The following is a 26444-nucleotide window of genomic DNA, read 5'->3' on the forward strand; positions in this document are numbered from 1 at the left end:
ATAATTCGACTTATTTATGCCAGTAAAGATCCGTTTACAAAGACATGGCGCTAAAAAGAGACCGTTTTACTTTATCGTAGTAGCAGACGCTCGCGCCCCAAGAGATGGTAAGTTCATCCAAAAGATCGGTACTTACAATCCATTAACAGTTCCAGCTTCTATCAACATCGACACTGAAAAAGCGTTACGTTGGTTACAGAAAGGTGCACAACCTACTGATACTGTTAGAAGAATTTTATCATTCAAAGGTGTTCTTTACTTGAAACACTTGTTGAGAGGTGTACAATTAGGTTTGTTTGATGAGCCTACAGCGTACAAAAAATTCGAACAATGGCAAGCAGATCACGAACAAAAAGTATCTTCTCGTCGTGAAGCAAACAAAAGAGCAAGAGTAGCTACTCCGATCGTAAGAAAAGTTGAAGATGCTCCAGCAGCTCCAGCTCCATCTGAAGGCGAAGAAGCATAATTTTTTGCTTACAAATACTTCAAAAAGGGAAATTTGCTCGCAAAGTTCCCTTTTTGCTTTTTATCCAGGGCTTGCTATATGCACCCTTCCAGGTAATGGCCGGCGGTAATTTTTTACCATGCCATTGAATGTACAAGCACCCTCACTCGCATCATGAATAATTACTTTAGCATCGGGAAACTTACGGCCGCCTTTGGTATCAATGGCGAAGTAGTTTTGAAGCATAGCTTGGGAAAGAAGACTTCCTTGAAAGGCGTGGAAGCGATTTTCGTGGAAGAAAAGAAGAATAGTTTTATCCCTTATTTCGTTACAAGTGCCAAAGCCAAAGACCACGAAAACGTGTATCTCAAACTAGAAGGCATCGAATCGCGCGAACAGGCCCAAAAGATCGTTCCAAAGAATGTATACCTATCGGAAGACGATTTTAAACAACAAGCGGCCAGCAGTTCGCCGTTATCGCTACTAGGCTTTATGGCAAATGACGAAGAAAGGGGCGAATTGGGAAAGATTGAAGAAGTGATTGAAATGCCTATGCAAGTGCTGGCAAAAGTGATGATCAACGATAAAGAGGTACTGTTACCATTGAATGAGCAAACCTTGGTGAAGGTGAATAAGAAGGACCAGTCGGTACTTTTACGCCTCCCGGATGGTTTAATCGACCTTTACCTGTAATATAACTGACTGAAAAGATGAGAATCGATATCATTAGCGTAATGCCGGAGTTATTGGAGAGCCCGTTTTCTCACTCTATTTTAAAGAGAGCGAAAACAAAAGGCTTGTTGGAAGTGAATTTACATCACCTCCGCGATTACTCCACCCAAAAGCAAAAGCAGGTAGATGACTACCAGTTTGGCGGCGGGGCAGGTATGGTAATGATGGTAGAACCTTTGGTAAATGCCATCGAGAGCCTTCAAAAGGAGGTTACATACGATGAGATCATTTATTTAACCCCGGATGGTAAAACCTTGAACCAGCGGATTGCTAATACCTTGTCGCTCAAAGGCAATTTATTAATGATTTGCGGTCATTATAAAGGCATCGACGAGCGTATTCGCGAGCATTATGTGACGTTGGAGATTTCGATAGGAGATTACGTGTTATCTGGGGGAGAATTGGCGGCTGCGGTGTTGGTAGACAGCATTGGCAGGTTGTTGCCGGGGGTATTGAACGACGAAACGTCGGCATTATTTGATTCATTCCAGGATGATTTATTGGCGCCACCGGTGTACACTCGGCCGGAGGAGTTTAGGGGATGGAAGGTACCGGAAGTATTATTGAGTGGAGATCATAGAAAAATCGAGGATTGGCGGCACGAACAGGCACTGAAAAGAACGCAGGAACGTCGACCAGACTTATTATAAACCAATTTTTTAAACCGGGTGGCAAATTATTTTTTATCAATTAGATGAAAAATTTACTTGGATTCTGGATTTTCTTTCCTACCTTTGCCGTCCTTAAATAATAGAAAGATGAACGCAATTTCATTTGTTCACGAGCAATTGACAGCTAAAAAAGAGTATCCTAAGTTTAAAGCAGGTGATAACATCACTGTTAACTATAAAATCGTTGAAGGTAACAAGGAGCGTATCCAGTCCTTCAAAGGCGATGTAGTTAAGATCCAAGGTGTTGGTTTCACAGCTTCATTTACTGTAAGGAAAATTTCTGACGGTATTGGTGTTGAAAGGGTGTTTCCAATGTACTCTCCGAACATCGATTCTATCGTACTTCACAAAGTAGGTAAAGTTAGAAGAGCTAGATTGTTCTACTTGCGCGACCGTCAAGGTAAAGCAGCTCGTATTAAAGAAAAAAGGGTTTAGTATATATACAGGGAAAATTAGTGAGAACGGGAACCGTTGTTGGTTCCCGTTTTTCTTGTAAAGTACCGTTTGTATAATATTCAACCGAAATAGGAAAACTATGCCAGGGTTTAGGCCCGCACCAGGCGAGAATGGGCGATTAAAAAGGAATTAAAAGTCTACCAATGGTACATTGGTGGAATATGAAAAACCGAATTAATAGCTATCTTTGTTTGATGAACATTTAAACACTGAGAAAATGACTGCAATTTTTGTAAAAGCACCTTTTTTATTATTTCAAGAATTAGGCATGACAGAACTACTTTTGATCGCGTTGGTGGTATTGTTGCTGTTTGGTGGTAAGAAAATCCCTGAGTTGATGCGTGGCCTTGGTAAAGGTATCCGTGAATTCAACGATGCAAAAAACAACGTACGCCAAGAAATCGAAGATGGCATGAAAGAAAAGCCAGCTTCTGAGAAGAAAGCGTAATTAGGTTCTAAGACCTTTTTCTTTTTATCCTCTCTTTTTAGATTGATCGACGGGGGTGTGAGATAATGTGGAAAAATCTTCCATTGTTAGATTTTTAAACTGGTTTGGGTTTTGACTGAATACAGCACTATAGCGTTTTACCAAGAAGCGTTATATGCCGGTAAGGTATCCTGTGAAATTACCGTACAGCACTATTTGCAAAGAATAGAGCAGTTCCGGCATCTAAATGCATTTATTGAAGTATATGCCAACGAAGCTTTAGAGCGTGCGCGCGAATTGGATCGTAAGATCCAGGCGGGCGAGCAATTAGGAGCTTTGGGAGGTGTTGTTATTGGTATCAAAGATGTCCTCTGTTATAAAGATCACAAAGTAAGCGCAGCTTCTCACATTCTTGAAGGTTTCACCTCTCTTTATTCTGCAACAGCAATCGAACGGTTATTGGCTGCAGACGCCATTATCATAGGCAATCTCAATTGCGACGAGTTTGCCATGGGCTCTACTAACGAAAATTCAACTTACGGAAAAGTATTAAACGCCTTAGACACTACCCGCGTACCGGGAGGGTCTAGTGGCGGTTCTGCCGTTGCCGTACAAGCCGATTTATGCCAAGTTAGCCTCGGTAGTGATACCGGTGGTTCAGTAAGGCAGCCGGCTGATTTTTGTGGTATTGTGGGCCTAAAACCTACTTATGGGCGTATTTCTAGGCATGGATTAATCGCGTACGCGTCATCTTTTGATCAAATAGGAATATTTGGCAAGAATGTTGCTGATGTAGGGGCAGTATTGCAAGTAATAGCAGGGCCCGACGAATACGATAGTACAGCCTCTCAAAAAGAAGTGCCCAATTATTTAACCAACCTTTCTCACAATAAACCGCGCAAATACGCGTATTTATATGATGCACTGCATCATGACGGGTTGGATGCAGAAATGAAAGCAGGTTTTGAATCTCTCTTTGAAAAATTAAGCGACGAAGGTAATACCGTAACAGGTGTTCCTTTTGAGTATTTGGATTATATAGTACCCGCCTATTATGTATTAACTACGGCGGAGGCTTCCTCTAACTTATCGCGTTATGATGGTGTTAAATTTGGCCATCGCACAGCCTTAGAAAATTTGGAATTGAACGATTTTTATAAGAAAAGTCGCTCTGAAGGATTTGGCAAGGAAGTGAAAAAACGTATTTTGTTAGGGACCTTCGTGTTGAGTGCCGGATATTACGATGCGTATTATTCTAAGGCTCAGCAAGTTAGAAGACTGGTAGTGGAGAAGCTGCAAGCAATATTATCGGAATATGACGCGATATTGTTGCCAACAGTTCCTACGACAGCTTTTAAGATCGGGGAAAAAATGGACGACCCAATCGCGATGTATTTGGCTGACATCTATACCGTGTTGGCGAACTTGACCGGGGTTCCGGCAATTTCCGTACCTTTGCACCGGCATTCGAATGGGATGCCATATGGTGTTCAAATAATAACTAAAAAGTTTGATGAGGAACAATTGCTTCAAATAGCAAATAACGTGTTGCAAATGCAACCGGTAAGTATAGGTTAAAACAAAATGTGTATGACGAAATTCTTTTTAACGCTCTTAGTGCCGGCTATGATGGGTATGGAACGTGCGTCCGCTGCGGGCAGCATGGAGCTTCGTAAAGAGATGGAGGCTATTCACCAAGTAGCACCCGCCGATACAGCAATTTTGCTGAAAAAAGCTCAATTACCGAAAGACACTGCAGTGCGCACTAATCCTACAGCCTTGGCTGTAAGAAAAGGAGCACAAGCTATGCCAGCTTCTGTAGCGCCTTCACAAAAGGTATACGAACAATTGAATAATCATTATGTAAATGGCTACATTAACGACTTCGCAACTCGTTATAGCGGTCACTTACAACAAATGATTTCTAAAGGTGAACCATATTTCGTGATGGTTGAAAAAGTGTTCAAAGAACATGGTATCCCGGAAGAAATGAAATATTTAGCCGTGATCGAATCCGGCTTCAACACGAACGCTATTTCCCGTGTAGGTGCAGTAGGTGCTTGGCAGTTTATGTCGGGTACAGCTCGCATCTTCGGTTTGAACGTTGGTAAAAAAGTAGATGAAAGAAGAGATTTCTATAAGTCTACTATCGCAGCTGCTAAATACCTCAACGAATTGCATGATCAATTCGACGATTGGTTGTTAGTAGTAGCGGCTTACAACTGCGGCGCCGGCGGCGTGCAACGTGCACAACGTATGAGCGGTCGTAGCGATTTCTGGGGCATTCAATACTTTTTGCCACAAGAATCTAAAAACCACGTATATAAATTTATTGCTACCGGTTATATCTTAGATCGTTTCAACTCATTCTTCGGTGTGGATGGTGACTACAAAACAGCGAAAGCTGCTGCAGTACCAAACAACGCAGCTCCGGCTGTAGCGAAAGCAGATTTAACAGACGAGGAATTATATAACACTGTAGTATTTAGCGTATCTGGTAAGTACCGCCTAGAAGCCATTGCTAAGAAATTATCAATGGACATCGAAGAGCTCGATCGCATGAACCCAGGCTTTGATAAAGTTATGGCCAGCGTAGACAATGCTTACGATTTACGTATCCCGAAAGATAAAATGAAAGCTTTCCAATCTGAGAAAGAAGAAATCTTGAAGGAATCACTCCAAATCACATTAGACGACAAAGCAACTACCGCAGATAAATCTAAATTCCCACCACCGGTAAAACGTTCAGAAGCAACGGCCGCGAAAGCACCAGCGAAGAAATATACCGGCACAAAGGCGAAATCTTCCAAGGCTCCTGTTAAAAAGAAGTCTACAGCGAAGAAACCCGCGGTGAAGAATACAGCTGCGAAAGGTTAATTGCTTTCATAAAGTTTTTTTAAGACACCCTGGTCGTTTTGGCCAGGGTGTTTTTGTTTTTATGATTAGCAGCGGCCTATTTTAGTTAGGTTATATCCCATCGTTGTTACTTTCTTTGCTCGCCAAAGAAAGTAACCAAAGAAAGGCGAAAAACGCGCCGAAACGGCGGGCGCGTTTTATCGGAGCCATGATTAGGCGGTTGGGGTACTGTGGTGCCGGGCGGTGGTATTTCGGATGTGTGTTTTGTTGGCTTGGAGGGTATGGGGATAATGTATAAAAACAAAAAGGCCGTTTCTGTTGAGACGGCTTTTTTGTTTTATGCATATCGTTTGTGGAGGAGCCAGGCTAGGTTTTCGATGTCGGATTTGCGGGCTAGGGCGTTGAGCCAGTCGAGGGGGATGGTATCGTGGCCGTAGAGGAGGGCGGCTAGGCCGCCGGTGATGGCGGCGTTGGTGTCGGTGTCGTTGCCGAGGTTGATGGCTTGTAGGATGGCATCTTTATAGGAGGTGGTGGTGAGAAGGCTCCAAATGGCTACTTCGGTGGCGTATACTACGTAGCCGTGGCCGAGCATGGATTCGGTGCTGGCTTGGGTGATGTCTTCTTTTAAAATGCGTTTATAGGTGTCGATTTCTGAGGGCAGGATGCCTAGGGTGGCTAGGAATGGGGGAATTACTTGTTGCAGGTCGGTGTAGATTGCGAATTTGTCTTCGCCAAATAAAAGGCGGCGGGCAAATTCCAAGTAGTAGAAGCAGCCGATTACTGCGCGGATATGTCCATGGGTGATGGAAGATATGTCGCGGGTAATGGTGAAGCGTTCTTCGATGGGGAGGTTTTTGATGTAGAGAACGAGGGGTAAGATGCGCATGAGCGAGCCGTTACCGTTTTCGCGTTCGTCTAGGCCACCGGCAAGCGTGGCTGGGGTACCACGGGAAATGCGTTGTATGGCTTCGCGGGTGGTAATGCCCACGTCGAATACTTCGCCGTTGGCTGTCCAGTATGAGCGGTACAGCCAGCGGGTGAAATATTTGCCTACTAATTCAGGATCCAATGTTTGTTCTGTGAGCGCTTCGGCGAGGCAAAGGGTGAGCGACGTATCGTCCGACCAGGTACCTGGCGGTAAGTTATATGTGCCGTATCCTTTCAAGCCTGTTAAAGGGTTGGCTTGCATCTTTGAGCGGTCTAGGAACTCTACGGGTACACCGATGGCATCACCAACGGCTACGCCTAATAGGATATCTTTAGCTGGATTAGTTGGCATATGTGCATAATTTAGGATAGTACTACGGTGGATTTCTTTCGTGTTACGTAGTTGACGATGTCGAGGGCTGGGCCGGTCATGAACGTGGTGGCGAGGGCCATCAATACCAACATGGCGAACATTTGTGCACTGAGGATACCGAGATCGTAGCCGATGTTCAGTACAATAAGTTCCATTAAACCACGGGTATTCATTAAGGCACCGATGGAAATAGCGTCGGTCCAGTTTTGGCCCATTGCTTTGGCGGTGAGGGTGCTACCGGCGAATTTGCCGCCCACGGCTACTAACATAATCATACCAAATACGGCCCATAAATGGCCTTCATTTAATAAACCGATTTGGGTACGTAAACCTGTGAAGGCAAAGAATATAGGCAATAACATGAGCACGCTCACATCTTCTAATTTATCGGTGAGGATTGACTTGAAGTTGCCTGTTTGTGGCATAATTACACCTGCTAAGAAGGCACCAAACAATGCGTGGATGCCAATTACTTCGGCTACATAAGCAGAGCCGAGTAATACGAAGAAGGCTAGCGCAATGGTTTTTTTCGCGTCTTTCGCATGAGCGTATTTCCGTAAGCGTTTGCCAACCCAAGGTTGTACAACGTACAGCATGGCGGCAACAAATACAGCCGCTAAAATGATAGTTAGTAAAGCACTTACAATGCTGGCAGCTTTGGCGATCGCTACTACTACAGCTAAAATACACCAAGCGGTAACATCGTCGGCAGCGGCGCAGGTGATAGCGAGTGTACCTAAAGGCGTGCCTGTTAACTTCCTTTCTTGTACTATACGAGCTAATACGGGGAAGGCGGTAACACTCATAGCAATACCCATGAATAATGAGAAAGCCAAGAAGCTAATACCAACGGGGGCAAAATCTTCATAGATGAAATAAGCCAGGCTTACACCTAGGAAGAAGGGGATAATAATGCTGGCATGGCTGATAACCACGGCATCGTGCGCTTTATTTTTGATTTTCGCTATATCGAGTTCCATCCCTACGATGAACATAAAGAAGGCGAGGCCGATTTGTGAAAGGAATTGTAAGCTACTGAGCGTATTAGTGGGAAAGATGGATTTCATTACATCGGGCGCTATTAAGCCTAATAAAGAGGGGCCTAATACGATACCGGCGATAATTTCACCTACTACGGCAGGTTGACCAATTTTTCTAGCTGCCCAGCCAAAAGCGCGGGCTACGCTTAGTACCACTATAATTTGTAATAACAAGATGCTAATGGGCAACTGTGCATGGTGTAAAAGGCCAGATAGAAAGCCTTCTTGTTCTGCAGGAGCAGCTTTTGCTACTTGTTCGGGTGTGATGATTTTTTCGGCCGGTAGGCTATGGCGTAGCTGGCTCAACATCTCTCCTTTATAGATAATGAACCAAATTAAAGCAGAAAAAATGCAAATAATCAATGGGTAAATCCAATAATTTTTCTTCATACAACTTACTAGGATAAAGGATTTTAGTGATTTGTGTAAGATACAACCATTCCCTGGAAAATGCATGTAAAATGAATGTAAACACGCAGTGGTATTGCGCCCGGCGTGTTTATTTTTTGAATATTTTTGTAAGGATATGAGTAACGAGAAATTAAGAGTAGATAAATATTTATGGGCGATCCGGGTTTTTAAAACCCGCTCCCAAGCCGCTACTGCCTGTGATGGCGGTAAGGTGAAATTAAACGGTGCCCCGGTAAAGGCGGCGAAGTCGGTTACAGTGGGGGATAAGTACGAGATTAAGACAGATGCCCGTAAATGGGTGATCGAGGTGGTAGAATTGCTGCCGAACCGGGTACAATATTCCGAGGCAATCAAGTATTACGTGGATATTACACCGGAAGAAGATAAATTGTTGCAAAGGGCTGCAAGCGTGTTCCATACAGGGAAACGGCAGAGTAAAATTGGTCGTCCGACCAAGAAAGAAAGGCGTGATTTGGATGGTTTTATGCAGGAAGATGGAGAAGAGGAACTTTAATACTACCATCTTAACTACAATTCTGTTAATTTTGCATTCTCAATTTTAAATTACATGCCTAAGCAAAGTGATGTATTATCAGCCGACTTTCTTGTTAAAGTAGCACAGGAATTTGGAACACCGGTATATGTATACCATGCGGAAAAGATTAAAACCCAGTACGAGAAGCTGCAAAATGCTTTTAGTAAGGCCGACACACACTTTTTTTATGCATGTAAGGCGCTCACCAACATCAACATCTTAAAGTACATTCGTTCTTTAGGTGCGGGGTTGGATACGGTTTCCATCCAGGAAGTGCAGCTCGGTTTGAAAGCTGGTTTCGAACCTAAGAAGATTATTTTTACACCTAACTGCGTGGATTTATCAGAAATCATCGCGGCAAAGGAACTAGGTGTGAATATCAATATCGACAATATCTCTATTTTAGAGCAGTTCGGTAACCAATTTGGTGATTCTTACCCTATTAACATTCGCATTAACCCGCATATTATGGCGGGTGGTAACTATAAGATTTCTACTGGTCATATCGATTCTAAATTCGGTATCTCCATCCACCAATTGCGCCATATCGAGCGTATTGTGAAATCTACGAAGTTGAAAGTATCTGGTTTGCATATGCACACCGGTTCTGAAATTAAAGACGTAGACGTGTTTTTGCGCGGTGTGGAAATCATGTTCGAATTAACCGAGCATTTCCCCGACTTGGAATCGATCGATTTGGGTAGTGGCTTTAAAGTAGCTTACCAACCGGGTGATCCAGAAACGGATATCGAGCTGTTGGGCAAGAAATTAACAGAAACGTTTACCAATTTCAACAAGAAATTGAAACGCCCATTGCAATTGTGGTTCGAGCCAGGCAAATACTTGGTAAGCCAGTGTGGTTACTTCATTGTAAAAGCGAACGTAATCAAACAAACTACAGCCACTGTATTTGTGGGTGTGAACTCTGGTTTCAACCACTTAATTCGCCCGATGTTCTACGATGCATTCCATCTTATTAAAAATATCAGTAACGTAAAAGGTCCAGAACGTATTTACACGGTAGTGGGTAACATTTGCGAAACGGATACATTTGGTTGGGATCGTAAGATCAACGAGGTGAAAGAGGGTGATTTCCTCGTGTTTTACAACGCGGGCGCTTATGGCTTTGAAATGTCGTCGAACTTCAATAGCCGCTTAAAACCGGCGGAAGTATTGGTAAAAGACGGTAAAGCTACCTTGATCAGGAAACGTGATACAATTGATGATTTACTGAAAAACCAAATTGAGTTACCACTCTAATTAGGTTTATTAATAATATTACACCAAAACCTTTGCAGTAGCGATATTGCAAAGGTTTTGTGCATTTATATAACGGTGAATTGTAAAATTTTACTTGACATATCAAATACTTGCATTTTTGTCTTAAATATCCACTAACTTTGCCATAACTATACGCCCCCTATCTCTTTTAATCCTGCAATTTGCTTACGCTGAAGTGACCTTTTCAACTTACGCCATTGAATAGGTGTTAGGTTATTTACTGATGATACAAATATGAAAATGTTAACAGCACATCCTAAAGTATTTGAAGATGAGGAACAAGTGATCGAAAGCCACGTTTCTTTTGAGCCTTTTATACGATTTATGAAAGAAAAGGCGGAAACTACGCCGGGGATACGCTCTTCATTCTACAACTACATTATTAAAAAATTCGAGAGCATGCCTTCATTACTGGGCTCGTTCGACGAAAACAGTGATTTAGTACAATACCAGGAATATTTAGACCTGTTAATTGCTACTTTATTTCCTGTTACCACCGACGAAGAGAACCGTGTGTATGGAGTAGGCGTGCCATATAAATATTCCATTTTCTACTATTCCGAAGGGTTTAAACAAATATTCGCCATCAACGATAACGAATTGAAAGCTGTTCCGGCAGGTATTTCGATCGAGAAAGTGAAACGTGACAAGTTGATTTGGTTGTATAAGTTGATCTTGGAAAGAGTGTATAATGCGCCGATCAACTTCGAGTCGGATGTATTGCAAACCGTTATTAACCCTGAAACAGGATTGAAGCGGTATGTGAAGGTGGATATCGACGCCCGTTTTGTTGACGTGAAGGTAAAAGGGAAATTACCCGAGATGGATTGTTCCAACTTCTGTTCAAAACCCTTCAAGGATAATAACTTGAAAACGTTGCAGGAAGTACTGCCGTTGGAGTTGTTTGCCTTGGAAGGATTCGTTATTTGGACAATTCAAGATGTAACGAAAGACGAGGTGGTTACCAACATCAAGAACATCGTACTGAACACCAATAAAGAAAACGAGGAGAAAAGTTATACGAAGCTCCGCGAAGGTTTACATACGCTTATTGAGCTACCAGATGTAAACATCAACTTGATGCCGTTTTTGAAGGTGAATGGTAAGTACGTGTTGGAAAACAACTTTGCCTACAATAGCATCATCTTGAATAATACGAAAGCAGATGCACAGTTGTACCAGCAGTTATTGAACTACCTTACGCAGAACCAGCAGCCGTTGGTGATTCCGAATGTGAATAGCGAAACGACGATGATGTATAGCTTTTTGAAGTATTTACCTTTTAAAGGTGTGAAGAGCTATATATTGATCCCGGTACTGCACAACGGGGAGTTATTGGGTATTATTGAAATAGCGACTGGAACGGAAGGCGCTTTGGGTTGGCAAATCCTCACGAAGCTCCATGCCGCGTACAGCCTGTGTGCTATGATGTTACGACGCTCTTTGGAAATTAATACCGAGCGCATCAACGAGGTGATTAAACTGAAGTTTACAGCATTACAACCTGCTGTAGAATGGAAGTTTAACGAAGCAGCTTGGAACTTCTTGCATAAAGCCGATGAACCAGAAGGAGAGATTGAGCCCATTCAATTCACCAACGTATACCCATTATACGGTGCTGTGGATGTAAGGAACTCATCCGTGGAAAGAGGCAATGCTTTGAAAGAAGATTTGCGTGAACAGATGGAACTGATTGCCGGTACTTTGCAGAAAATCAGAACAGGTGATGGCCCTTATTTACCGTTGCTCGAGGAATTAGAGTATAAGAACAATATGCTTGTTCAATTCTTGCGTGATGATAACTTGGTAGCTGAAGAAGAAGCAAAGATCAATGATTTCTTTGATCATGAAATTGCACCTACGTTCCGTCATTTGTACGATGGTTATCCAGATTTGAAGCCTATTTTGGAAGATTACTTTACAGCAATCGATCCTAAAACAAGCCATATCTTCAATCACCGTAAATCGTACGAAGAAAGCTTACAACAAATTAACCATGTCATCAACCAATACTTGGAAAAGGAAAGAGAAACGATTCAATTATCGTTCCCTTGCTACTTCGAGAAGTATAGAACCGATGGTGTGGAGTACAATATCTATATCGGTCAATCTATTTCACCCGATAAGAAATACGATGCCTTGTATTTGCGCAATCTTAGTTTGTGGCAATTAACGTCTATGGCGGCTATTGCTAAGTTGACGAATAAGCTGATGCCTACTTTACAAGTACCATTGCAAACCACGCAATTGATACTTGTGCACAGTAACCCCATTGATATTTCATTCAGAAAAGATGAAAGACGGTTTGATGTAGAAGGGGCATACAATATTCGTTACGAAATCATGAAGAAACGTATCGATAAAGTGCATATCAATGGCTCTACGGAACGTTTAACACAACCGGGCACTATTGCACTTGTTTATTCTTATGCACGTGAAGCAGATGAATACTTAAAGTACATCAACTTCTTGCAAGACAAGAAAGTGTTGTTGCCAGGTGTTGAAATGCTCGACTTGGAAGAGTTGCAAGGTATTAGTGGTTTAAAAGCTTTACGTGTTAAAGTGAATTTAGAAGATGATAAAAAATAAGGAATGAATTGATTTTATACTCCTCATAAAAAAAGCGGTCTCTACATAGTAAAGACCGCTTTTTTGTTTTGTTGATATGTCAATTAAAACTTAAATCCGAACGTAATATAAGGTAAGGTGCCTTCTTTAGAATGGCCTAATACCGCTGTAAGTACGAATAAATTCACAGGCGTTACATAGATACCACCGCCATAGCCGTCGTGCCATACACCAGATTTTTCACCGGGTTGCCATACACGGCCAACATCGTTAAAAGCAATAATACCCACGCTGCCAGGAATAATATACGTAGCAAAGTCGAACAGTTTAGCACGTACTTCCATGTTATTGTACACCATGCTTTCGCCGGCAAAGCGGTAGTTGCGGTAACCGCGTAAGTTGGTATTGCCACCTAGGCTCATTGCTTGAAAGAATTCTGGGTTGCCCCAAGTAGTACCACCGCCGAAGCGCGCTACTAATACTACGGAAGCAGGATCACTGAAACTCATGTAGATACTCATATCTGATTTGAGTTGCAAAAGATCGCGGCTATTGTGGTTGAGACCTAAGTTACCTTGTAGTGAGGTTGACCAAATTACACCACGAGATGGGAGAATTGGGTTGTTCCTTGTATCTACAGTAGCAACGAGGCGACCGCCGGCATAATATTTATCGCGGAAGATGCTGGTGCTATCAAGACCGTTTTGGGAGAAATTAGTCACGAAGCGATCATCGTTTTCGTCTTTATCCAGTGCATAGTTCTCGAACGTTGGACCAAATGCAAGGTTGAATTTAGGACCGAAATCGTGGCGGAGTAAAGCTTGGAATGTGTAGATATTGAAGCGTGCCCGGTAATAACGAATAGCGGGATCACTGATCTCTTTATTGTATTCGGTTTCGTTACCGAAGCCAAAGAAGTTGATCGTATTATGTGGTGCACGTGCACGGGCCATAATTTCCAAATCGTTCTTCCCGATTAAATCGGTGAAAATACCTTCGTAGCGGAAGTTATAGGCTTTCGTCGCTAAGGCATGCGTGGCCGTTAAAGTGTGCTTCACTTTGAACGGCGATTTTCTAAAGCCTTGTTTCGTGATTTGGATACCTAAACCCAAGCTCAAACCATCGTCTAAATTATATCCTGCAGCCGCTAATGGCATTATTTTATCGTATTGGAATGCTTTACGATCGTAGGCAATAATATCGGCTTTATTAGAGCGGAATAGCTTTTCGTTATTATTAATCGCGAAGCTATCTGCAGGTGATTTTAAGTCGTATATTTTGATCTTCTTACCACGGTGTATAGTGGAAGAATCTATGTATGTGTCTTTTCCTGCACCCCCAATAACGCGGATTTGAATAGGCAAGCGGTGGTCGCCTTTCATGGTATACACATCTTCTCCACCTAAGCCGTAAATACGAATTTCTTTCGTGTGTTTAGCATCGAATACGCGGGAATAGAGGTTTTGTTGTACTTCACCTTTCTTGCTGATTTTATAGCTGTTTACGCCTACTTTTCCATCTCCCAATTTTTCGATAACGAACAGTTCGTTTTTCGCTGTACCGGTTACATCTACTTGTTTGGCGAGGAAACGATAGTATTTCATCATGGTAGATTCGTAGGTAGAGCGGCGCGCTTTCAAGGTTTCGGCGATGCGGCCGTTGTCTATTTTTTGAATAGGTTCGGGCAGGTGCTTAACAGCATTGTCGATCGCGGTGTCGGTCATAGTAAGGAGGAAGTCGTGGGATTTCGTTTTCCACGTTTGTTCATCCAAGCTATTAAGGAATGAGCGATCGAAGTATTTCGCGTTATTATTGAAGCCGATGATGTCGACGAAGTATTTACGGAAGCCTTGGATATTAGGTAATAACCAGCGTCTTGCTGCTGCTCTTGGGATAAAGCCTTCGTTGATAAAGAAAGCTTGATCGCGATCGCGTGGAACGGGGTAGAAGGTGCGCGTTTTCTCCTTCTTGTTTTTAACATCGTACCAACGCCATTGATCGTCGTGTCGATCCCAATCGGAGATATACATATCGAACAAGCGGGCTTGCAGGGTAGCATGTTGATCGATGGAGTTATCGTTATCGCCGAGATAGTTGTCGAGCATTTTTTCCGTGTTGTAGGTTTTGCCATACTTCACGGGTTCCCGTTCTTCGAAGAGGTACATTTGATCGCCGAAGAACTGTTGGTATACGCCTAGGGCAGTATCTTTCGGTAAGTATACAAAGCTGGGGTTTGTATGCGGTACGCCGGCCACTTCTGCCAATTGTGCTACTACGAGCGGGGCATAAGGGTTGGCGGCGGAGATTTGATCTTGCACTACATCTTTCGCGAATGTTTCGCGAAGTTCTGCAGGAATGGCTGCTGTAGGATCTTTTTGCATAGAACGCAGAACGTACTCATCGCCTGTTTTATTGTTTTCTAAGCGAAGCGAGCGGGTTTGTTGACCACCGCCTCGTTTGATAATGCTGAAGTCGCGTTTGTGCAGGTCGAAAATGGGGATTTTTAAAGGTTGTGCCCATTCTCTCCGGTAGTTTTCGCCCAGAAGCCAACGGTGGAAGTTGGAGATGGGCAGGTATTGTGTATCTGCGGCGATGGTTAGCGAGTCGCCTTCTATTTTCCTAGACGCTAAAGAACTGCGTACCGGGATGTGATCCGGTAATTGGAACATTTGTTTGGCGAACATCACCGTATCTTGTCCTGCGTTGAAATAGCGAACACGTACGCTACCATCTTCCAATTGTTCTAGGGCGGTGAAGCCGTGTACTTTTGAGGCAAATTGGGATTTCTTGCCTTGTTTTACACGGGTATCTTTTGCGCCGCTACCGCTAACAATGTAGTGGCGACCAGCATCTTCGATATATTGCAACGTATGTTCATGGCCTGCCACAAATACAGTGGGAACATCTTTGGGTAAAGCATTTTCCACCCCTTTAATTAATTTTTGATAGAGCGGGTGAGGGATATCTTCTTTTGTGCCAAATACACCGCGGGTAACGGGGTATACTGACCCGATAACAGGTAACGGCAAATATAACCAAGGCTTCAGATCTGTTAAGGGAAAAATGTGTTGTTTAAGGGTATAGTAACCACCGTGCGGGCCGTAGCTTCTGAACGGGTGGTGCGCGGCAAAAACAACCATTTTATGTGGATAACGGGCCGCCATTTCGCTCACCGAGAGGATGACATCTTCCGGGGTTTTGCAATCGCATCCCGAGGTGCGATCGGGCTTATCGTAAGGGAAAAGCCACCATTCTGTATCCATCACAATCAGCAAGATATCATCGCCAATCATGTAAGCTACAGGGCCGGGGCAACCATCCTTCGGTTGGAATTCCACGTTGGGAAGGTGTAATGAATCGACATATTGTTGTTGGCGACGGATTTGATCCCAGCCGCCGGGTTTGGATTTATTCCAGTCGTGGTTACCGGGTACGAAAATACCTTTGGCTTTTCCGCCTTTGAGGAGGGAAACTTGGTAATCGAGGATTTCCTTCGCCTTTGGATATTTGCGGGAGAAGGAATCGGGTACGCCGCGAGGGTATACGTTATCGCCGAGGAATAGAACGGTATTGGTAGTATCGTTCATATCGAACGTACGTTTAATAGCGTCTATTACGGGGTTTACATCTTCGTGTACTTCGCCGGCATCGCCTATTAAGATGATGCGTTGTTTGACTTTGTTATGTTGTTGTGCCGTGGCTGCGTTATAGGATAAAAGCAGGGCTAGGGCACATAGGATTGGTTGGAGTTTCATATGCCTATCGTGAAGGGTGATAAGTAAATTTTAAAATATTGGCCATCGTTTCTTCTGTTGCTTCGTTCGAAATATACATATCGCCGTTCGGGGCAAACGTAATGCCTTCGGGCTGTTTGAAGTTTTTGCCACGTAAGTGATATACCTCTTGTACATTCCCTTGGAAATCCATGATCACCAATAACCTATTTAAAGAGGCCACTACATACACCCGCTTTTCTATAGGGTGAACGGCAGCCGCTGAAGGGCGGAAGTTCTTGAATTGATAGTCACCTATGCGTGAAATTTCTTTGGTAGATATACGAAAACCATCCGTTTCTTCGTATTGATAGGTTTCGAGGTTGAAACGGTAGGTGGAAGTATGGCTTTTACCTTTATCGGCCTCGCAGTTCTTACAGAGTAAAACAATTGCCTTGCCGGTACTGTCGAGGTATGCCGCTTCGAATTCATTCTTGCCTTTGTGGGGGAAATGGTACTCGGTAGAGGAGGTACTATCGGTGAATAGGTTGTGTACTTGGTATAATTTACCATTGCTTTTCACCACGAACCAATCTTTACCGGCTAATAACATTTCTTCATAATCGCCGCTTTTGGCGAATTTCCAGAAGCGATACGGGCGGTCGGTATCGAGAATTACTTCGTAAATACGGCCTTCTTCGTCGTTATGTCCAATGAAATGCCCGTTATAGTAAACTAACCCGGAAATTTCTTGCATAGATTCGCGGATGGTATAGCGAGTGGGTTTAGCAAGGTCGTATCCCTTGGGGGAATGGTATTTTCGCTGATCTTTGTCGTATGAAGCCTGGCAAGATAGCATGAGCAATAGAAAGCAGTAAATAAGTGCAACTCTCATGAGTTATAATTTGTTAAATAAAATTAATTCAAAAATTGGGTAAATTGCTGATTCACCCGGTGTACATTTAATAGAATCTTATGGAAATAACATCCATCGTAAACGCGGCGCAAACTTATGTTACGCAACAGTTCCAGGCAAATCCGAGCCCGGCGCTTACTTATCACAATCTTTTGCACACACAACAAGTAGTAGACGCGGCTTCGAAGATGGTAGCTTATTACCGCCTCACGGAAGAGCAGATGATGATCGTAATGGTGGCGGCTTGGTTTCATGATATTGGTTATGTTATTGGCGTTCCGGCCGAACATGAAAGTGTAGGCGCTGCAGAGGCCAAAAAATTCATGCTTGCTCAAAACGTTTCCGAAACCCTCGCCGATCAAGTAGCCGGTTGTATTTTAGCTACCCGCATCCCGCAATCTCCCAACAACCTATTGGAACAAATTGTTTGCGATGCCGACCTTTCCCATTTCGGATCGAAAGACTTTAAAGAACGAAATAAGCTGTTACACAAGGAAATAGAATTGCGTACGGGTAAAGAAATCCCAGGCATTCAATGGACCCAAGGTTCCATTACTTTCCTCGAATCTACTTCTTTTCATACGGCCTATGCACAAACATTGTACCGTCAACAGAAAGAAGAGAACTTACAGAAGCTAAAAAGTAGGCTTCATAAAAAAGAAGCGGAGCAAATAGAGGAAGCACAACGTGCCGAGAAGAAAGCAAAAGTGGCGGCTGTAGAAGAAGTGAAAGACAAGAAAAAAGAAGAGAAAGAGAAAAAGCCAGAGCGTGGTATTGAAACCATGTTCCGTACTACCAGTACAAACCACATCCGGCTTAGCTCTATGGCCGATAGCAAAGCGAACATCATGATTACGGTAAATTCGCTCATTATCTCCTTAATGTTATCGATCCTATTCCGTAGACTAGAAGACAACCCGAACCTCACCATTCCAACCATGATATTTTTAGTGTCGAGCGTGGTTACGATCATCTTTGCCGTTTTGGCAACAAGACCCAACATTACGTCAGGTCGTTTTACAAAAGATGACATCATGAAGAAGCAGGCGAACTTGCTTTTCTTCGGGAACTTCCACCAGATGAGTTTTGATGAGTATGAAGAGGGGATGGAAATGATTATGAGCAAAGGGGAGTATTTGTATAGCAATATGACATTGGATGTATACCATTTGGGTGTTGTATTGGGTAGGAAATATAAGCTGTTGCGGATTTCCTACAATACATTCATGTTCGGTATTATTATTTCGGTGATCGCTTTCGTGGTAGCCATTTTATTTTTCCCTAACAATCCACAGTAATGCTATCAACTCGTACTGACGCGAATGAACAAGTGCTAAGCGGGAAACGATATTGCGACCGGGATTTGAGCTGGTTGTCGTTTAATTACCTCGTATTAAAAATGGCTGGAAGGCAAGAAGTGCCTTTATATGAAAGGATAAAATTCTTATCAATATTCTCATCAAACCTCGACGAATTTTACCGTGTACGTATCTCTGCATTGTTAGCAGTGAATGCAATAGGCGATGATTCGGACTTGGAAGCCATTCAATTACTGAAAGATATTCAAACAGAAATCGCGCGCCAGCAGCAGGTATTTGGTGATATTTTAAGAAACCAATTACGCCCCTTGCTAGAAGAAAAGAACGTGCATCTTTACTTCGCGGAGGAGTTAATGCCGGCACACCAAGCAGCTGCGAAATCTTATTTTTTCAATACTGTATTAGGGTTTTTAAAACCCATGTGGCTTGATCCACAACGTAGCGGCGAGTTATTTCTAGAGAATAATACCCTCTACTTCGCGGTAGCGCTACAACCCAACCAAGGCGGGCACGAACAATATGTGATCGTTAACATTCCTTCCACCAATTTGCCACGATTCACCGTGCAACATACCGATGGTAATATGCACATCCTTTGGTTGGATGACATTGTGCGTACACACTTGCCAAAGATATTCCCCGGTTACAAGGTAAATGGATGTTATGCTGTGAAGTTGACACGTAACGCGGAAATTGATTTATATGATTTCCCGGGCGATTTATTGGAGCAAGTGGAAGAATTAATTGTACAACGTGAATTAGGATTGCCTACTCGCTTTTTGTATGATGCGCAGATGCCGGAGAATATGCTGCAAGCATTGGCCTTGTATTTCCACATTCTTCCCCAAGAAATGGTGGCCGGTGGGCATTACCATAATTTAAAAGACCTAAACGATTTGCCTTTACCGCTGAAAGCGGAAGGCTTGTTGTATGAAAAATGGCCTGCGCAGCCGGTTCCACAGGTGGAATCGAGTGATGGGCTGTTAGATACTTTGTTACAGCAAGATGTGTTGTTACACACACCCTACCATAGTTATAACCCAGTATTACGTTTCTTCAACGAAGCAGCGACCGATCCTAATGTAACAGAGATTTACGTTACACTTTACCGCGTAGCTTCGGGTTCGCAGATTGTGCAATCTTTGATTAGCGCTGCGCGTAACGGGAAACAAGTAACGGTGCTGGTGGAGCTGAAAGCTCGGTTCGACGAAGCGAATAATATTCGTTGGGCGAAGCGTATGAAGGAAGCCGGGGTAAAAATAATCTACAGTATTCCTGGTTTGAAAGTACATGCGAAAATAGCCTTGGTGAAGCGGAAGAAAGGTTGGCAACATGAGTACTTTGCTTTATTGGCCACCGGTAATTTGAATGAAACGACCGCAAGATTTTATACTGATCATATTCTATTGACTTCGCATGCTACGATAACGCAGGAAATGGAATTACTTTTCATGTACTTGCAAACAAGGGAGAGTCCGCGTGATTATCACTTCATTCCATTTAAAGAATTGATAGTAGCGCAATTTAACATGGTGGAGCGATTTGAAGGATTGATTGACCGGGAAATAGCACATGTACAAGCAGGTAGGAAAGGGCATATTATCATTAAGCTGAATAATTTACAGGAGCGGAAAATGATTGATAAGCTATACGAGGCTGCAGATGCAGGTGTACGAGTGGAGCTGATAGTAAGGAGTATTTGCTGCATATTACCGGGTTATTCGCCTAATTTAACCGTGCATCGTTTGGTGGATCGTTATTTAGAGCATGGCCGCGTGTTTTGGTTTGCGAATAATGGGGGAGAGGAAATGTATTTAGGATCGGCAGATTGGATGTCGCGTAACTTGTACCATAGGATAGAAGTTTGTTTCCAATTGCACAACCCGGCATTCATACAGCAAATGAAGGACATGCTGCATTTACAACTAGCAGATAATACAAACGCGGTGATATTGGATAACGACTTAATTAACCAGCCAATCGCTCATACGCAAGGAGAACCGTTAGTAAACGCGCAATTGGGTATGTTCCAATATGTGCGTAACTTAAATACATAAACATCATTAGCCATGAAGAAATACTTAGTATTGCTCGCCTGTGCCATTCTCACGAGCTTAACAGCCGTTAAAGCACAAGAAGTTATTAAACCAATTGATAGCATATATACACCTACTGCCGATGCTGCTGCTGATTTAAAAGCTGCTTATAAGAAAGCTGCCGCTGAGAAGAAGCATGTTTTAGTGCAAGTGGGCGGTAATTGGTGCATTTGGTGTAAGCGTTTATATAAATATGTGAATGATCACCAAGAGTTGAAAGATGCCATGCATAAGAACTATGTAGTGTATCATTTGAACTACAGTAAAGAGAATAAGAACTTACCGATTTTGGCGGAGTTAGGATTTCCGCAAAGGTTTGGGTTCCCGGCGTTGGTAGTGTTAGATGCGAAGGGGAAAGTGCTGCATATCCAGGATTCTGGCTTATTAGAGTCGGGTAATGGCGAGTGGTATGATGAGAAGAAGGTAGCGGGATTTTTGCGTAATTGGACGCCGGCTGCTATTAACCCAGTTAACTACGAGAAATAAGTTTGTTATGAATACAACCCCATCGCACAACAACCTCATGAATGATGCTGCTGTGCAACGTTTCATCCATACAATGCGGCAAAAACTGAAATTCAACGCATTTCTATTTTATAAATTACCCGCGGCATGGCTCGCCGGCGTTCGAATTAAACATATCGACGAAGGCAGGTGTAGTGCCGCGGTTCCTTTTAAGTGGCTTACACAAAATCCATTTAAATCTACCTATTTCGCTTCTTTATCAATGGCAGCAGAGTTAAGCACGGGAGCTTTAGCCATGATGTATGCACAAGCCGCTAAACAACCTGTGAGTATGCTTGTTACTAATATAGAAGCATCTTTCCTCAAAAAAGCAACCGGCCTTACTACGTTTACTTGTTTCGATGGAGAACTGATCAAACAAACCATCCTCCAATCATTGAAAGATGCTGATGCAAAAGAATTAACAATTCATAGTACCGGCGAAAGTGAAGACGGCACTATAATTGCCACGTTTAAAATTACATGGTCGTTCAAACCAAAAGCTGCAAAAGCTTCATAGGAGCGACTGTACGACAATAAATGAACGCTAAAACTAACCTTTATGAAGATTGCATTTCATGGAGCCGCTAGGACGGTTACTGGTTCAAAGCACGTGATTACACTAAAGAATGGCAAGAAGATTTTATTAGATTGTGGTATGTACCAAGGTATGGGCAAAGAAACGGATTCCCTGAACCGTGATTTCGGCTTCGACCCCAACGACATTACGTACATGATTTTATCCCATGCGCATATCGATCACACGGGGTTAATTCCGCGCCTCATTAAACTTGGCTATAATGGTCATATCTATTGCACACCGGCTACGCGTGATATGGCAGAAATACTCTTACTCGATTCTGCCGAAATCCAAGAAGATGATGTGAAGTTCGTGAACAAACGTTATCACAAAGAGGGGCGGCCTTTGATTGCACCGCTTTACACGGTAGCGGATGCTAAAAACAGTATTCAGCACTTGAAAGCTGTAGGCTTAGGTAACTGGTTTAGAATTGATGAAAATATTGAAGTGTTGTTCACAGATGCGGGGCATATTATAGGAGCTGCATGTATACACTTACGTATTACCGAGAATGGTAAAACACAACAAATTACTTTCAGTGGCGATATTGGTCGTTACCGCGATCAAATTCTAAAATCACCCGATATATTTCCGCAATCGGATTATATCTTAATGGAATCTACCTACGGTAGTTCGTTGCATGAAGATATTGCACCGATGGACAACGAATTGTTGGATTACATTCGTACCACTTGCGTGGAGAACCGCGGTAAGTTAATTATTCCTGCATTTAGTGTAGGACGAACGCAAGAACTTTTATATTCTTTGAACGTAGCACAGATGAACGGGAAGCTACCTAAAGTGGATATTTTCGTAGATAGCCCGCTTTCGATGGAAGCTACAGCCGTAACACGCAAACACCCGGAATGCTTCAATAAAAACGTAGCCCGTATTATGAAAACGGATGATGATCCATTCGATTTCCCGGGTTTACGCTACGTTAAAAGTGTAGATGAGTCGAAACAGCTTAATTTCCGTAAAGAACCTTGCGTGATTATTTCGGCATCGGGGATGGCGGAAGCCGGTAGGGTGAAGCACCATATTGCAAATAATATTGAGGATAGTAGGAATACTATTTTGATTGTAGGGTATTGCGAACCGGAATCGTTAGGTGGTAGATTGATGCGTGGTGCGAAAGAAGTATCCATTTATGGCAACAAGTATCCTGTTAATGCACGGGTAGGTGTGATTCGTTCGATGAGTGCCCATGGTGATTATGAAGACTTGAGCCAGTGGTTATCGTGCCAAGATCCACAACACGTAAAGAAACTATTCCTTGTACATGGTGAATACGAAGTACAGTTAATATTTAGAAACTGGTTATTGAAGAAAGGATTCAAGGATATTGAAATCCCGTCACGCCATTACGAAATTGGTCTATAATCAATCCTCAACAAGAGGAAACCATAAATTTACCCGCGTGCCACTCGCATTACCTTGGTTGTCGTATAAGTCTTCAATATCAAAAGAAGCATTCATCCCGAAACGACTATTGTAAAGCGAGAGGCGATCGCTGGTGATCTGCAAACCTTTCGACAAGTGTACTTGCCCATTCATTTGCTTTAACGCTGTAGCGGCTTTCCTGCCGATACCATTGTCTTCTATCACGCAGCGAATTTTCTGCTCTACTTTATAGAATGAAATATGTAGCCAGCCGCCATTTTTCTTGTGCTGTAGGCCATGCCAAATAGCATTTTCTACAAATGGTTGAATAACCATGGCCGGTATTTCTGTGAAGTCTTGATCTAAAGATGTATCTACCTCTATCCGGTAGCTGAATTGATCGGCTAAGCGAAGTTTTTCCAAAGCCAAGTAATTCTCCAACATGCTTACTTCCCTGGAAAGTACGATAGTATTACGTTGCGAGTGATCCAATACACTCCTGATTAATCTTGCAAAACGACTCAAGTACGCTAATGCTTGTTCCGTTTCATTTTTCATCATGAATGTTTGGATGGAGTTGAGCGCATTGAAAATAAAGTGTGGGTTCATTTGAGCCCTGAGCGCTTTCATTTCGAGCTGCGCGATTTGGTGTTGGAAGGAAGATCTTTCCCTTTCACGTTTTTTTACAATGGATAATCGAATTCTAAAATAGCCGTAAATCAAGCAGCCTAACAATACGATACCTAATAGTTTGAACCACCAAGTTTGCCAAAAGTTGGGTTGAATGATAATTTGCAAGCTTGTAGTATGCGAACTGAAAGTGCCACCTGTATTTACACTGCGAACATGGAATGTATAATCACCAGGAGGTAAATTGGTATAACGCGCCACGAGTAAGCCTTCGGCATTTACCCAATTTTCGTTGATACCATCTAAACGGTAATAATATTTCACCCGCTCGTTATGATATTGTAAGCTCTTAAATTCAATATTGATAAAGTTTTCCTTCGGCGATAAAACAACGGGTGTTCCAAGTAGCAACGCGGAATCAATCATAATCGTTTTATCCAACGCTTTAAAGGCAACAATTGTAACATCGGGTGGTGGCGGGGCTACTTGAAGCTTCTCGGGAGAGAAAACGTTTAAGTGGTCGGAAGCACCAACGATCAAGCGGCCATCTTGTAAGCAGGCGATGGTACGACGTACTTTGCGACTGTTATCGATGATATCGTCGTTTTGAACGAAGGTTTCCAGTTTGCCGGTTTCCAATTGGAAGCGGTAAAACCCGAACTGCGTAGTTATCCACACACTCTTGCGGTTTTTGCAAGCACGCATATTCAATACCCATTCATCAAAGAAATCGTCGTTGATTTTTACAGGTGTATAGTTCGAAGTATGAAGGTTGTATTCGAATAGGCCATGGTCGGTACCTACGAGTAAACTAGTATCATTAAACTTGTGAACATTACTGGTGTTGCGTATAACATTAAATCGGTCCAACCAGAAATTAACTTGTTTTACAATTTTCTCGCGTTTCGTGTTAAATAGTACAATACCGGAAGTGTTAGTTGCCAACCAGAGGAGGCTATCATTTTGGGCTGTAATATCCATCACGGAAATATTGCGATGCAAGGCACTGGATAGTTCTGGGAAGGCTTTAACGGCATTGGTTTTTGGGTTCCATTTAACCAGGCCATATTTGTACAAGCCAATCCAAACCGTTGTATCGGAAGTTGGATAGATCTTTAGTAGGGTTTGTTCTTGGAATTCGCTTGGCCTGAAGTGTTTAAAGCGTTTAGTGCTTGGGTTGAAGATGGATAGCCAGCCGTTTTCTTGGCCGATTAATATCCGCTGATCGGGTAATTCTGCAAAACTCCATACAAGACCATGCTCTTCGGGTATGCTGCGAGTGGAATCGCCTTGTATGTTGGTATAATTATCTAATAGTTGTAAATGGTTATTCAACCTACTAAATCCTTGTCCCCAGAAGCCGACATACACATCTCCTAATGAAGATTGGAATAATCCCGTGATTTCGGAACGAGGTAATTGGGATTTCGTGGTAGCAAAGCTGGTACGATGATCGATCCGGTGGAAGGCTTGTTGGTGAAGGCTCAATATATTGATCCCCCGATCTGTTCCTATCCAAAGATGGCCATCGCGGTCACTCAAAAAGCAATTGGTTTCGTAGTCGTAATGCAGGCCTAGGTCATCGTCGTTATTACGGAGGATGTTGATATTAAACTTTAGCTGTGCACTGTCGTACCGCCAAATACCGGCTTGTTCTGTACAAATCCAAATGTTGTTGTTAATATCGGTGGCGAAATCGAATGTACGTTCACCAACGTAATTATTGACGCCCGGGGTTTGATCGGGATCGAGGAAGAGGTATGATCTAAGTTGGTTTGTTTTGAAGGAATACTTGTAAAGATGGTTATTACGGCTAGCGATCCAAACATTTCCGCGGTGGTCCTGGTAGTATTTTTTAGTAGAGAATTGAATATTAAGAAAAGCCCAATGATGCGGGTTGTTCGTAGCGCTATACAATGTTTTCCGGTCTTTCGACAATACCACGTTGCCACTTTGCACACTTATCCACAATTGCCCGCGATCGTCTTCGAATAGGCCGGCATTCATTTGTATACGCAGGCTTTCTGGGATGCCCGGTGCTTTTTCGAAGGCATCTTTTTGTTCGTTATAGCGAAGTAACCCATTTTGCGTAGTGGCCCAAATAATGCCGTTATGATCTTGCTTGATGATATTGCAGCCTAGGTTGTACGATGGGCTACTTTTACCAAGAAGAATGCGGGTTTGCCGAACTTTCCCTTGAACGGGATCGTATACAGCAATATAATCAGGTGTACCAATCCAAATGCGGCTTTTATTATCCTCGCATAAAAAGATATCCTCGTAATATATTGATCCTGGTAACCGGTTGAAATCTGCAATGGTTACGAAGTTGGTACCGTCGTATCGTTGAAGGGCGGTGCTGGCAATCCAAATAAAACCTTTCTTGTCTTGCAGAATGGCCGATACGTGGTTGCTAGCCAATCCATCTTCTATGGTGAGATGTTTGAATGCGAACGCGTAATGTGGAGGCAGCTTAATATCGTGCGCTATAGCCATATTAGGAGCTATGCACAAGCAATACAAGCAGCAGAAAAGTGCGGAAAAGAAGCGTCGCATTAAAAAATAGTTGACATACAAATAA

20 protein-coding genes are annotated in these 26444 nt (G+C 42.9%); 15 read left to right on the forward strand and 5 right to left on the reverse strand.

What is annotated here, in order from left to right; genetic code table 11:
• The first annotated feature begins 16 nt into the window (after nt 1-16).
• From rpsP to LX64_RS15475, 7 genes are all read left to right on the forward strand, one after another.
• A complete protein-coding gene (gene rpsP / locus LX64_RS26490; protein WP_111598563.1) occupies nt 17-466 on the forward strand; it encodes a 30S ribosomal protein S16 in 450 nt (149 codons plus the stop codon).
• 153 nt (nt 467-619) lie between these two features.
• Nucleotides 620-1138: a ribosome maturation factor RimM gene (gene rimM, locus LX64_RS15450; protein WP_111598564.1), complete on the forward strand. Its 519-nt coding sequence runs from the start codon at nt 620-622 to the stop codon at nt 1136-1138.
• Between the two features lie 17 nt (nt 1139-1155).
• A complete protein-coding gene (gene trmD / locus LX64_RS15455; RefSeq protein WP_111598565.1) occupies nt 1156-1827 on the forward strand; it encodes a tRNA (guanosine(37)-N1)-methyltransferase TrmD in 672 nt (223 codons plus the stop codon).
• A 108-nt stretch (nt 1828-1935) separates the two neighbouring features.
• Nucleotides 1936-2283, forward strand: coding sequence for a 50S ribosomal protein L19 (gene rplS, locus LX64_RS15460; RefSeq protein ID WP_111598566.1), 348 nt, complete (start codon nt 1936-1938; stop codon nt 2281-2283).
• A gap of 238 nt (nt 2284-2521) precedes the next feature.
• Nucleotides 2522-2752 (forward strand): Sec-independent protein translocase subunit TatA/TatB, encoded by a 231-nt coding sequence (locus LX64_RS15465; protein WP_111598567.1) that lies wholly within the window; start codon nt 2522-2524, stop codon nt 2750-2752.
• A gap of 111 nt (nt 2753-2863) precedes the next feature.
• Complete coding sequence (gene gatA / locus LX64_RS15470) at nt 2864-4309, forward strand: Asp-tRNA(Asn)/Glu-tRNA(Gln) amidotransferase subunit GatA (RefSeq protein ID WP_111598568.1); 1446 nt, start codon at nt 2864-2866, stop codon at nt 4307-4309.
• 12 nt (nt 4310-4321) lie between these two features.
• Nucleotides 4322-5608, forward strand: coding sequence for a lytic transglycosylase domain-containing protein (locus tag LX64_RS15475; RefSeq protein WP_158538635.1), 1287 nt, complete (start codon nt 4322-4324; stop codon nt 5606-5608).
• 316 nt (nt 5609-5924) lie between these two features.
• Here the strand turns inward: LX64_RS15475 and LX64_RS15480 are convergent, their stop codons facing one another.
• Nucleotides 5925-6866: an ADP-ribosylglycohydrolase family protein gene (locus LX64_RS15480; RefSeq protein ID WP_111598570.1), complete on the reverse strand. Its 942-nt coding sequence runs from the start codon at nt 6864-6866 to the stop codon at nt 5925-5927.
• 11 nt (nt 6867-6877) lie between these two features.
• On the reverse strand, nt 6878-8317 hold the full coding sequence (locus tag LX64_RS15485) for a cation:proton antiporter (RefSeq protein ID WP_111598571.1): 1440 nt from the start codon (nt 8315-8317) through the stop codon (nt 6878-6880).
• Nucleotides 8318-8453: 136 nt separating this feature from the next.
• Between LX64_RS15485 and LX64_RS15490 the strand changes: the two genes are divergently transcribed.
• The 3 genes from LX64_RS15490 to LX64_RS15500 all read left to right on the forward strand — a co-directional run bounded on the left by LX64_RS15490 (nt 8454) and on the right by LX64_RS15500 (nt 12743).
• On the forward strand, nt 8454-8852 hold the full coding sequence (locus LX64_RS15490) for an RNA-binding S4 domain-containing protein (protein WP_111598572.1): 399 nt from the start codon (nt 8454-8456) through the stop codon (nt 8850-8852).
• Between the two features lie 54 nt (nt 8853-8906).
• Nucleotides 8907-10133 carry a diaminopimelate decarboxylase gene (gene lysA / locus LX64_RS15495; RefSeq protein WP_111598573.1) on the forward strand — a complete coding sequence of 409 codons (1227 nt, stop codon included), beginning with the start codon at nt 8907-8909 and terminating at the stop codon, nt 10131-10133.
• Nucleotides 10134-10388: 255 nt separating this feature from the next.
• Entirely contained in the window at nt 10389-12743 is a 2355-nt protein-coding gene (locus tag LX64_RS15500; protein ID WP_111598574.1) for a GAF domain-containing protein, read from the forward strand.
• A gap of 83 nt (nt 12744-12826) precedes the next feature.
• Here the strand turns inward: LX64_RS15500 and LX64_RS15505 are convergent, their stop codons facing one another.
• Nucleotides 12827-16477, reverse strand: a complete 3651-nt coding sequence (locus LX64_RS15505; protein WP_111598575.1) for a BamA/TamA family outer membrane protein — start codon at nt 16475-16477, stop codon at nt 12827-12829.
• A gap of 4 nt (nt 16478-16481) precedes the next feature.
• Entirely contained in the window at nt 16482-17330 is an 849-nt protein-coding gene (locus LX64_RS15510; RefSeq protein ID WP_148707339.1) for a hypothetical protein, read from the reverse strand.
• A gap of 80 nt (nt 17331-17410) precedes the next feature.
• Here LX64_RS15510 and LX64_RS15515 point away from each other — a divergent pair, with 80 nt between their 5' ends.
• The 5 genes from LX64_RS15515 to LX64_RS15535 are packed head-to-tail and all read left to right on the forward strand — an operon-like array spanning nt 17411 to nt 23233.
• Nucleotides 17411-18649 (forward strand): Pycsar system effector family protein, encoded by a 1239-nt coding sequence (locus LX64_RS15515; protein ID WP_111598577.1) that lies wholly within the window; start codon nt 17411-17413, stop codon nt 18647-18649.
• Entirely contained in the window at nt 18649-20727 is a 2079-nt protein-coding gene (gene ppk1 / locus LX64_RS15520; protein WP_111598578.1) for a polyphosphate kinase 1, read from the forward strand. Before LX64_RS15515 ends, ppk1 begins: the two co-directional genes overlap by 1 nt.
• Before the next feature lie 12 nt (nt 20728-20739).
• The gene (locus tag LX64_RS15525) at nt 20740-21252 is read left to right on the forward strand and encodes a thioredoxin family protein (protein WP_111598579.1); all 513 of its coding nucleotides are present in this window, start codon (nt 20740-20742) and stop codon (nt 21250-21252) included.
• 7 nt (nt 21253-21259) lie between these two features.
• Nucleotides 21260-21790: a PaaI family thioesterase gene (locus LX64_RS15530; protein WP_245952696.1), complete on the forward strand. Its 531-nt coding sequence runs from the start codon at nt 21260-21262 to the stop codon at nt 21788-21790.
• A 42-nt stretch (nt 21791-21832) separates the two neighbouring features.
• On the forward strand, nt 21833-23233 hold the full coding sequence (locus LX64_RS15535) for an MBL fold metallo-hydrolase (RefSeq protein ID WP_111598580.1): 1401 nt from the start codon (nt 21833-21835) through the stop codon (nt 23231-23233).
• Here LX64_RS15535 and LX64_RS15540 read toward each other — a convergent pair whose 3' ends face one another.
• On the reverse strand, nt 23234-26359 hold the full coding sequence (locus tag LX64_RS15540) for a sensor histidine kinase (RefSeq protein WP_158538636.1): 3126 nt from the start codon (nt 26357-26359) through the stop codon (nt 23234-23236).
• Between the last annotated feature and the right edge of the window lie 85 nt (nt 26360-26444).

Source organism: Chitinophaga skermanii, assembly GCF_003259335.1.
Taxonomy (GTDB): domain Bacteria; phylum Bacteroidota; class Bacteroidia; order Chitinophagales; family Chitinophagaceae; genus Chitinophaga; species Chitinophaga skermanii.

Excerpts from the sequence above, each read along its gene's own strand:
- LX64_RS15515 (WP_111598577.1), top strand. The coding sequence starts at position 17,411 with ATGGAAATAACATCCATCGTAAACGCGGCGCAAACTTATGTTACGCAA.
- rimM (WP_111598564.1), top strand. The coding sequence starts at position 620 with ATGAATAATTACTTTAGCATCGGGAAACTTACGGCCGCCTTTGGTATC.
- LX64_RS15505 (WP_111598575.1), bottom strand. The coding sequence starts at position 16,477 with ATGAAACTCCAACCAATCCTATGTGCCCTAGCCCTGCTTTTATCCTAT.
- trmD (WP_111598565.1), top strand. The coding sequence starts at position 1,156 with ATGAGAATCGATATCATTAGCGTAATGCCGGAGTTATTGGAGAGCCCG.
- LX64_RS15465 (WP_111598567.1), top strand. The coding sequence starts at position 2,522 with ATGACTGCAATTTTTGTAAAAGCACCTTTTTTATTATTTCAAGAATTA.
- LX64_RS15510 (WP_148707339.1), bottom strand. The coding sequence starts at position 17,330 with ATGAGAGTTGCACTTATTTACTGCTTTCTATTGCTCATGCTATCTTGC.
- LX64_RS15485 (WP_111598571.1), bottom strand. The coding sequence starts at position 8,317 with ATGAAGAAAAATTATTGGATTTACCCATTGATTATTTGCATTTTTTCT.
- LX64_RS15475 (WP_158538635.1), top strand. The coding sequence starts at position 4,322 with ATGACGAAATTCTTTTTAACGCTCTTAGTGCCGGCTATGATGGGTATG.
- LX64_RS15535 (WP_111598580.1), top strand. The coding sequence starts at position 21,833 with ATGAAGATTGCATTTCATGGAGCCGCTAGGACGGTTACTGGTTCAAAG.
- rpsP (WP_111598563.1), top strand. The coding sequence starts at position 17 with ATGCCAGTAAAGATCCGTTTACAAAGACATGGCGCTAAAAAGAGACCG.
- ppk1 (WP_111598578.1), top strand. The coding sequence starts at position 18,649 with ATGCTATCAACTCGTACTGACGCGAATGAACAAGTGCTAAGCGGGAAA.
- LX64_RS15490 (WP_111598572.1), top strand. The coding sequence starts at position 8,454 with ATGAGTAACGAGAAATTAAGAGTAGATAAATATTTATGGGCGATCCGG.
- LX64_RS15525 (WP_111598579.1), top strand. The coding sequence starts at position 20,740 with ATGAAGAAATACTTAGTATTGCTCGCCTGTGCCATTCTCACGAGCTTA.
- rplS (WP_111598566.1), top strand. The coding sequence starts at position 1,936 with ATGAACGCAATTTCATTTGTTCACGAGCAATTGACAGCTAAAAAAGAG.
- LX64_RS15480 (WP_111598570.1), bottom strand. The coding sequence starts at position 6,866 with ATGCCAACTAATCCAGCTAAAGATATCCTATTAGGCGTAGCCGTTGGT.
- LX64_RS15530 (WP_245952696.1), top strand. The coding sequence starts at position 21,260 with ATGAATACAACCCCATCGCACAACAACCTCATGAATGATGCTGCTGTG.
- LX64_RS15540 (WP_158538636.1), bottom strand. The coding sequence starts at position 26,359 with ATGGCTATAGCGCACGATATTAAGCTGCCTCCACATTACGCGTTCGCA.
- LX64_RS15500 (WP_111598574.1), top strand. The coding sequence starts at position 10,389 with ATGAAAATGTTAACAGCACATCCTAAAGTATTTGAAGATGAGGAACAA.
- lysA (WP_111598573.1), top strand. The coding sequence starts at position 8,907 with ATGCCTAAGCAAAGTGATGTATTATCAGCCGACTTTCTTGTTAAAGTA.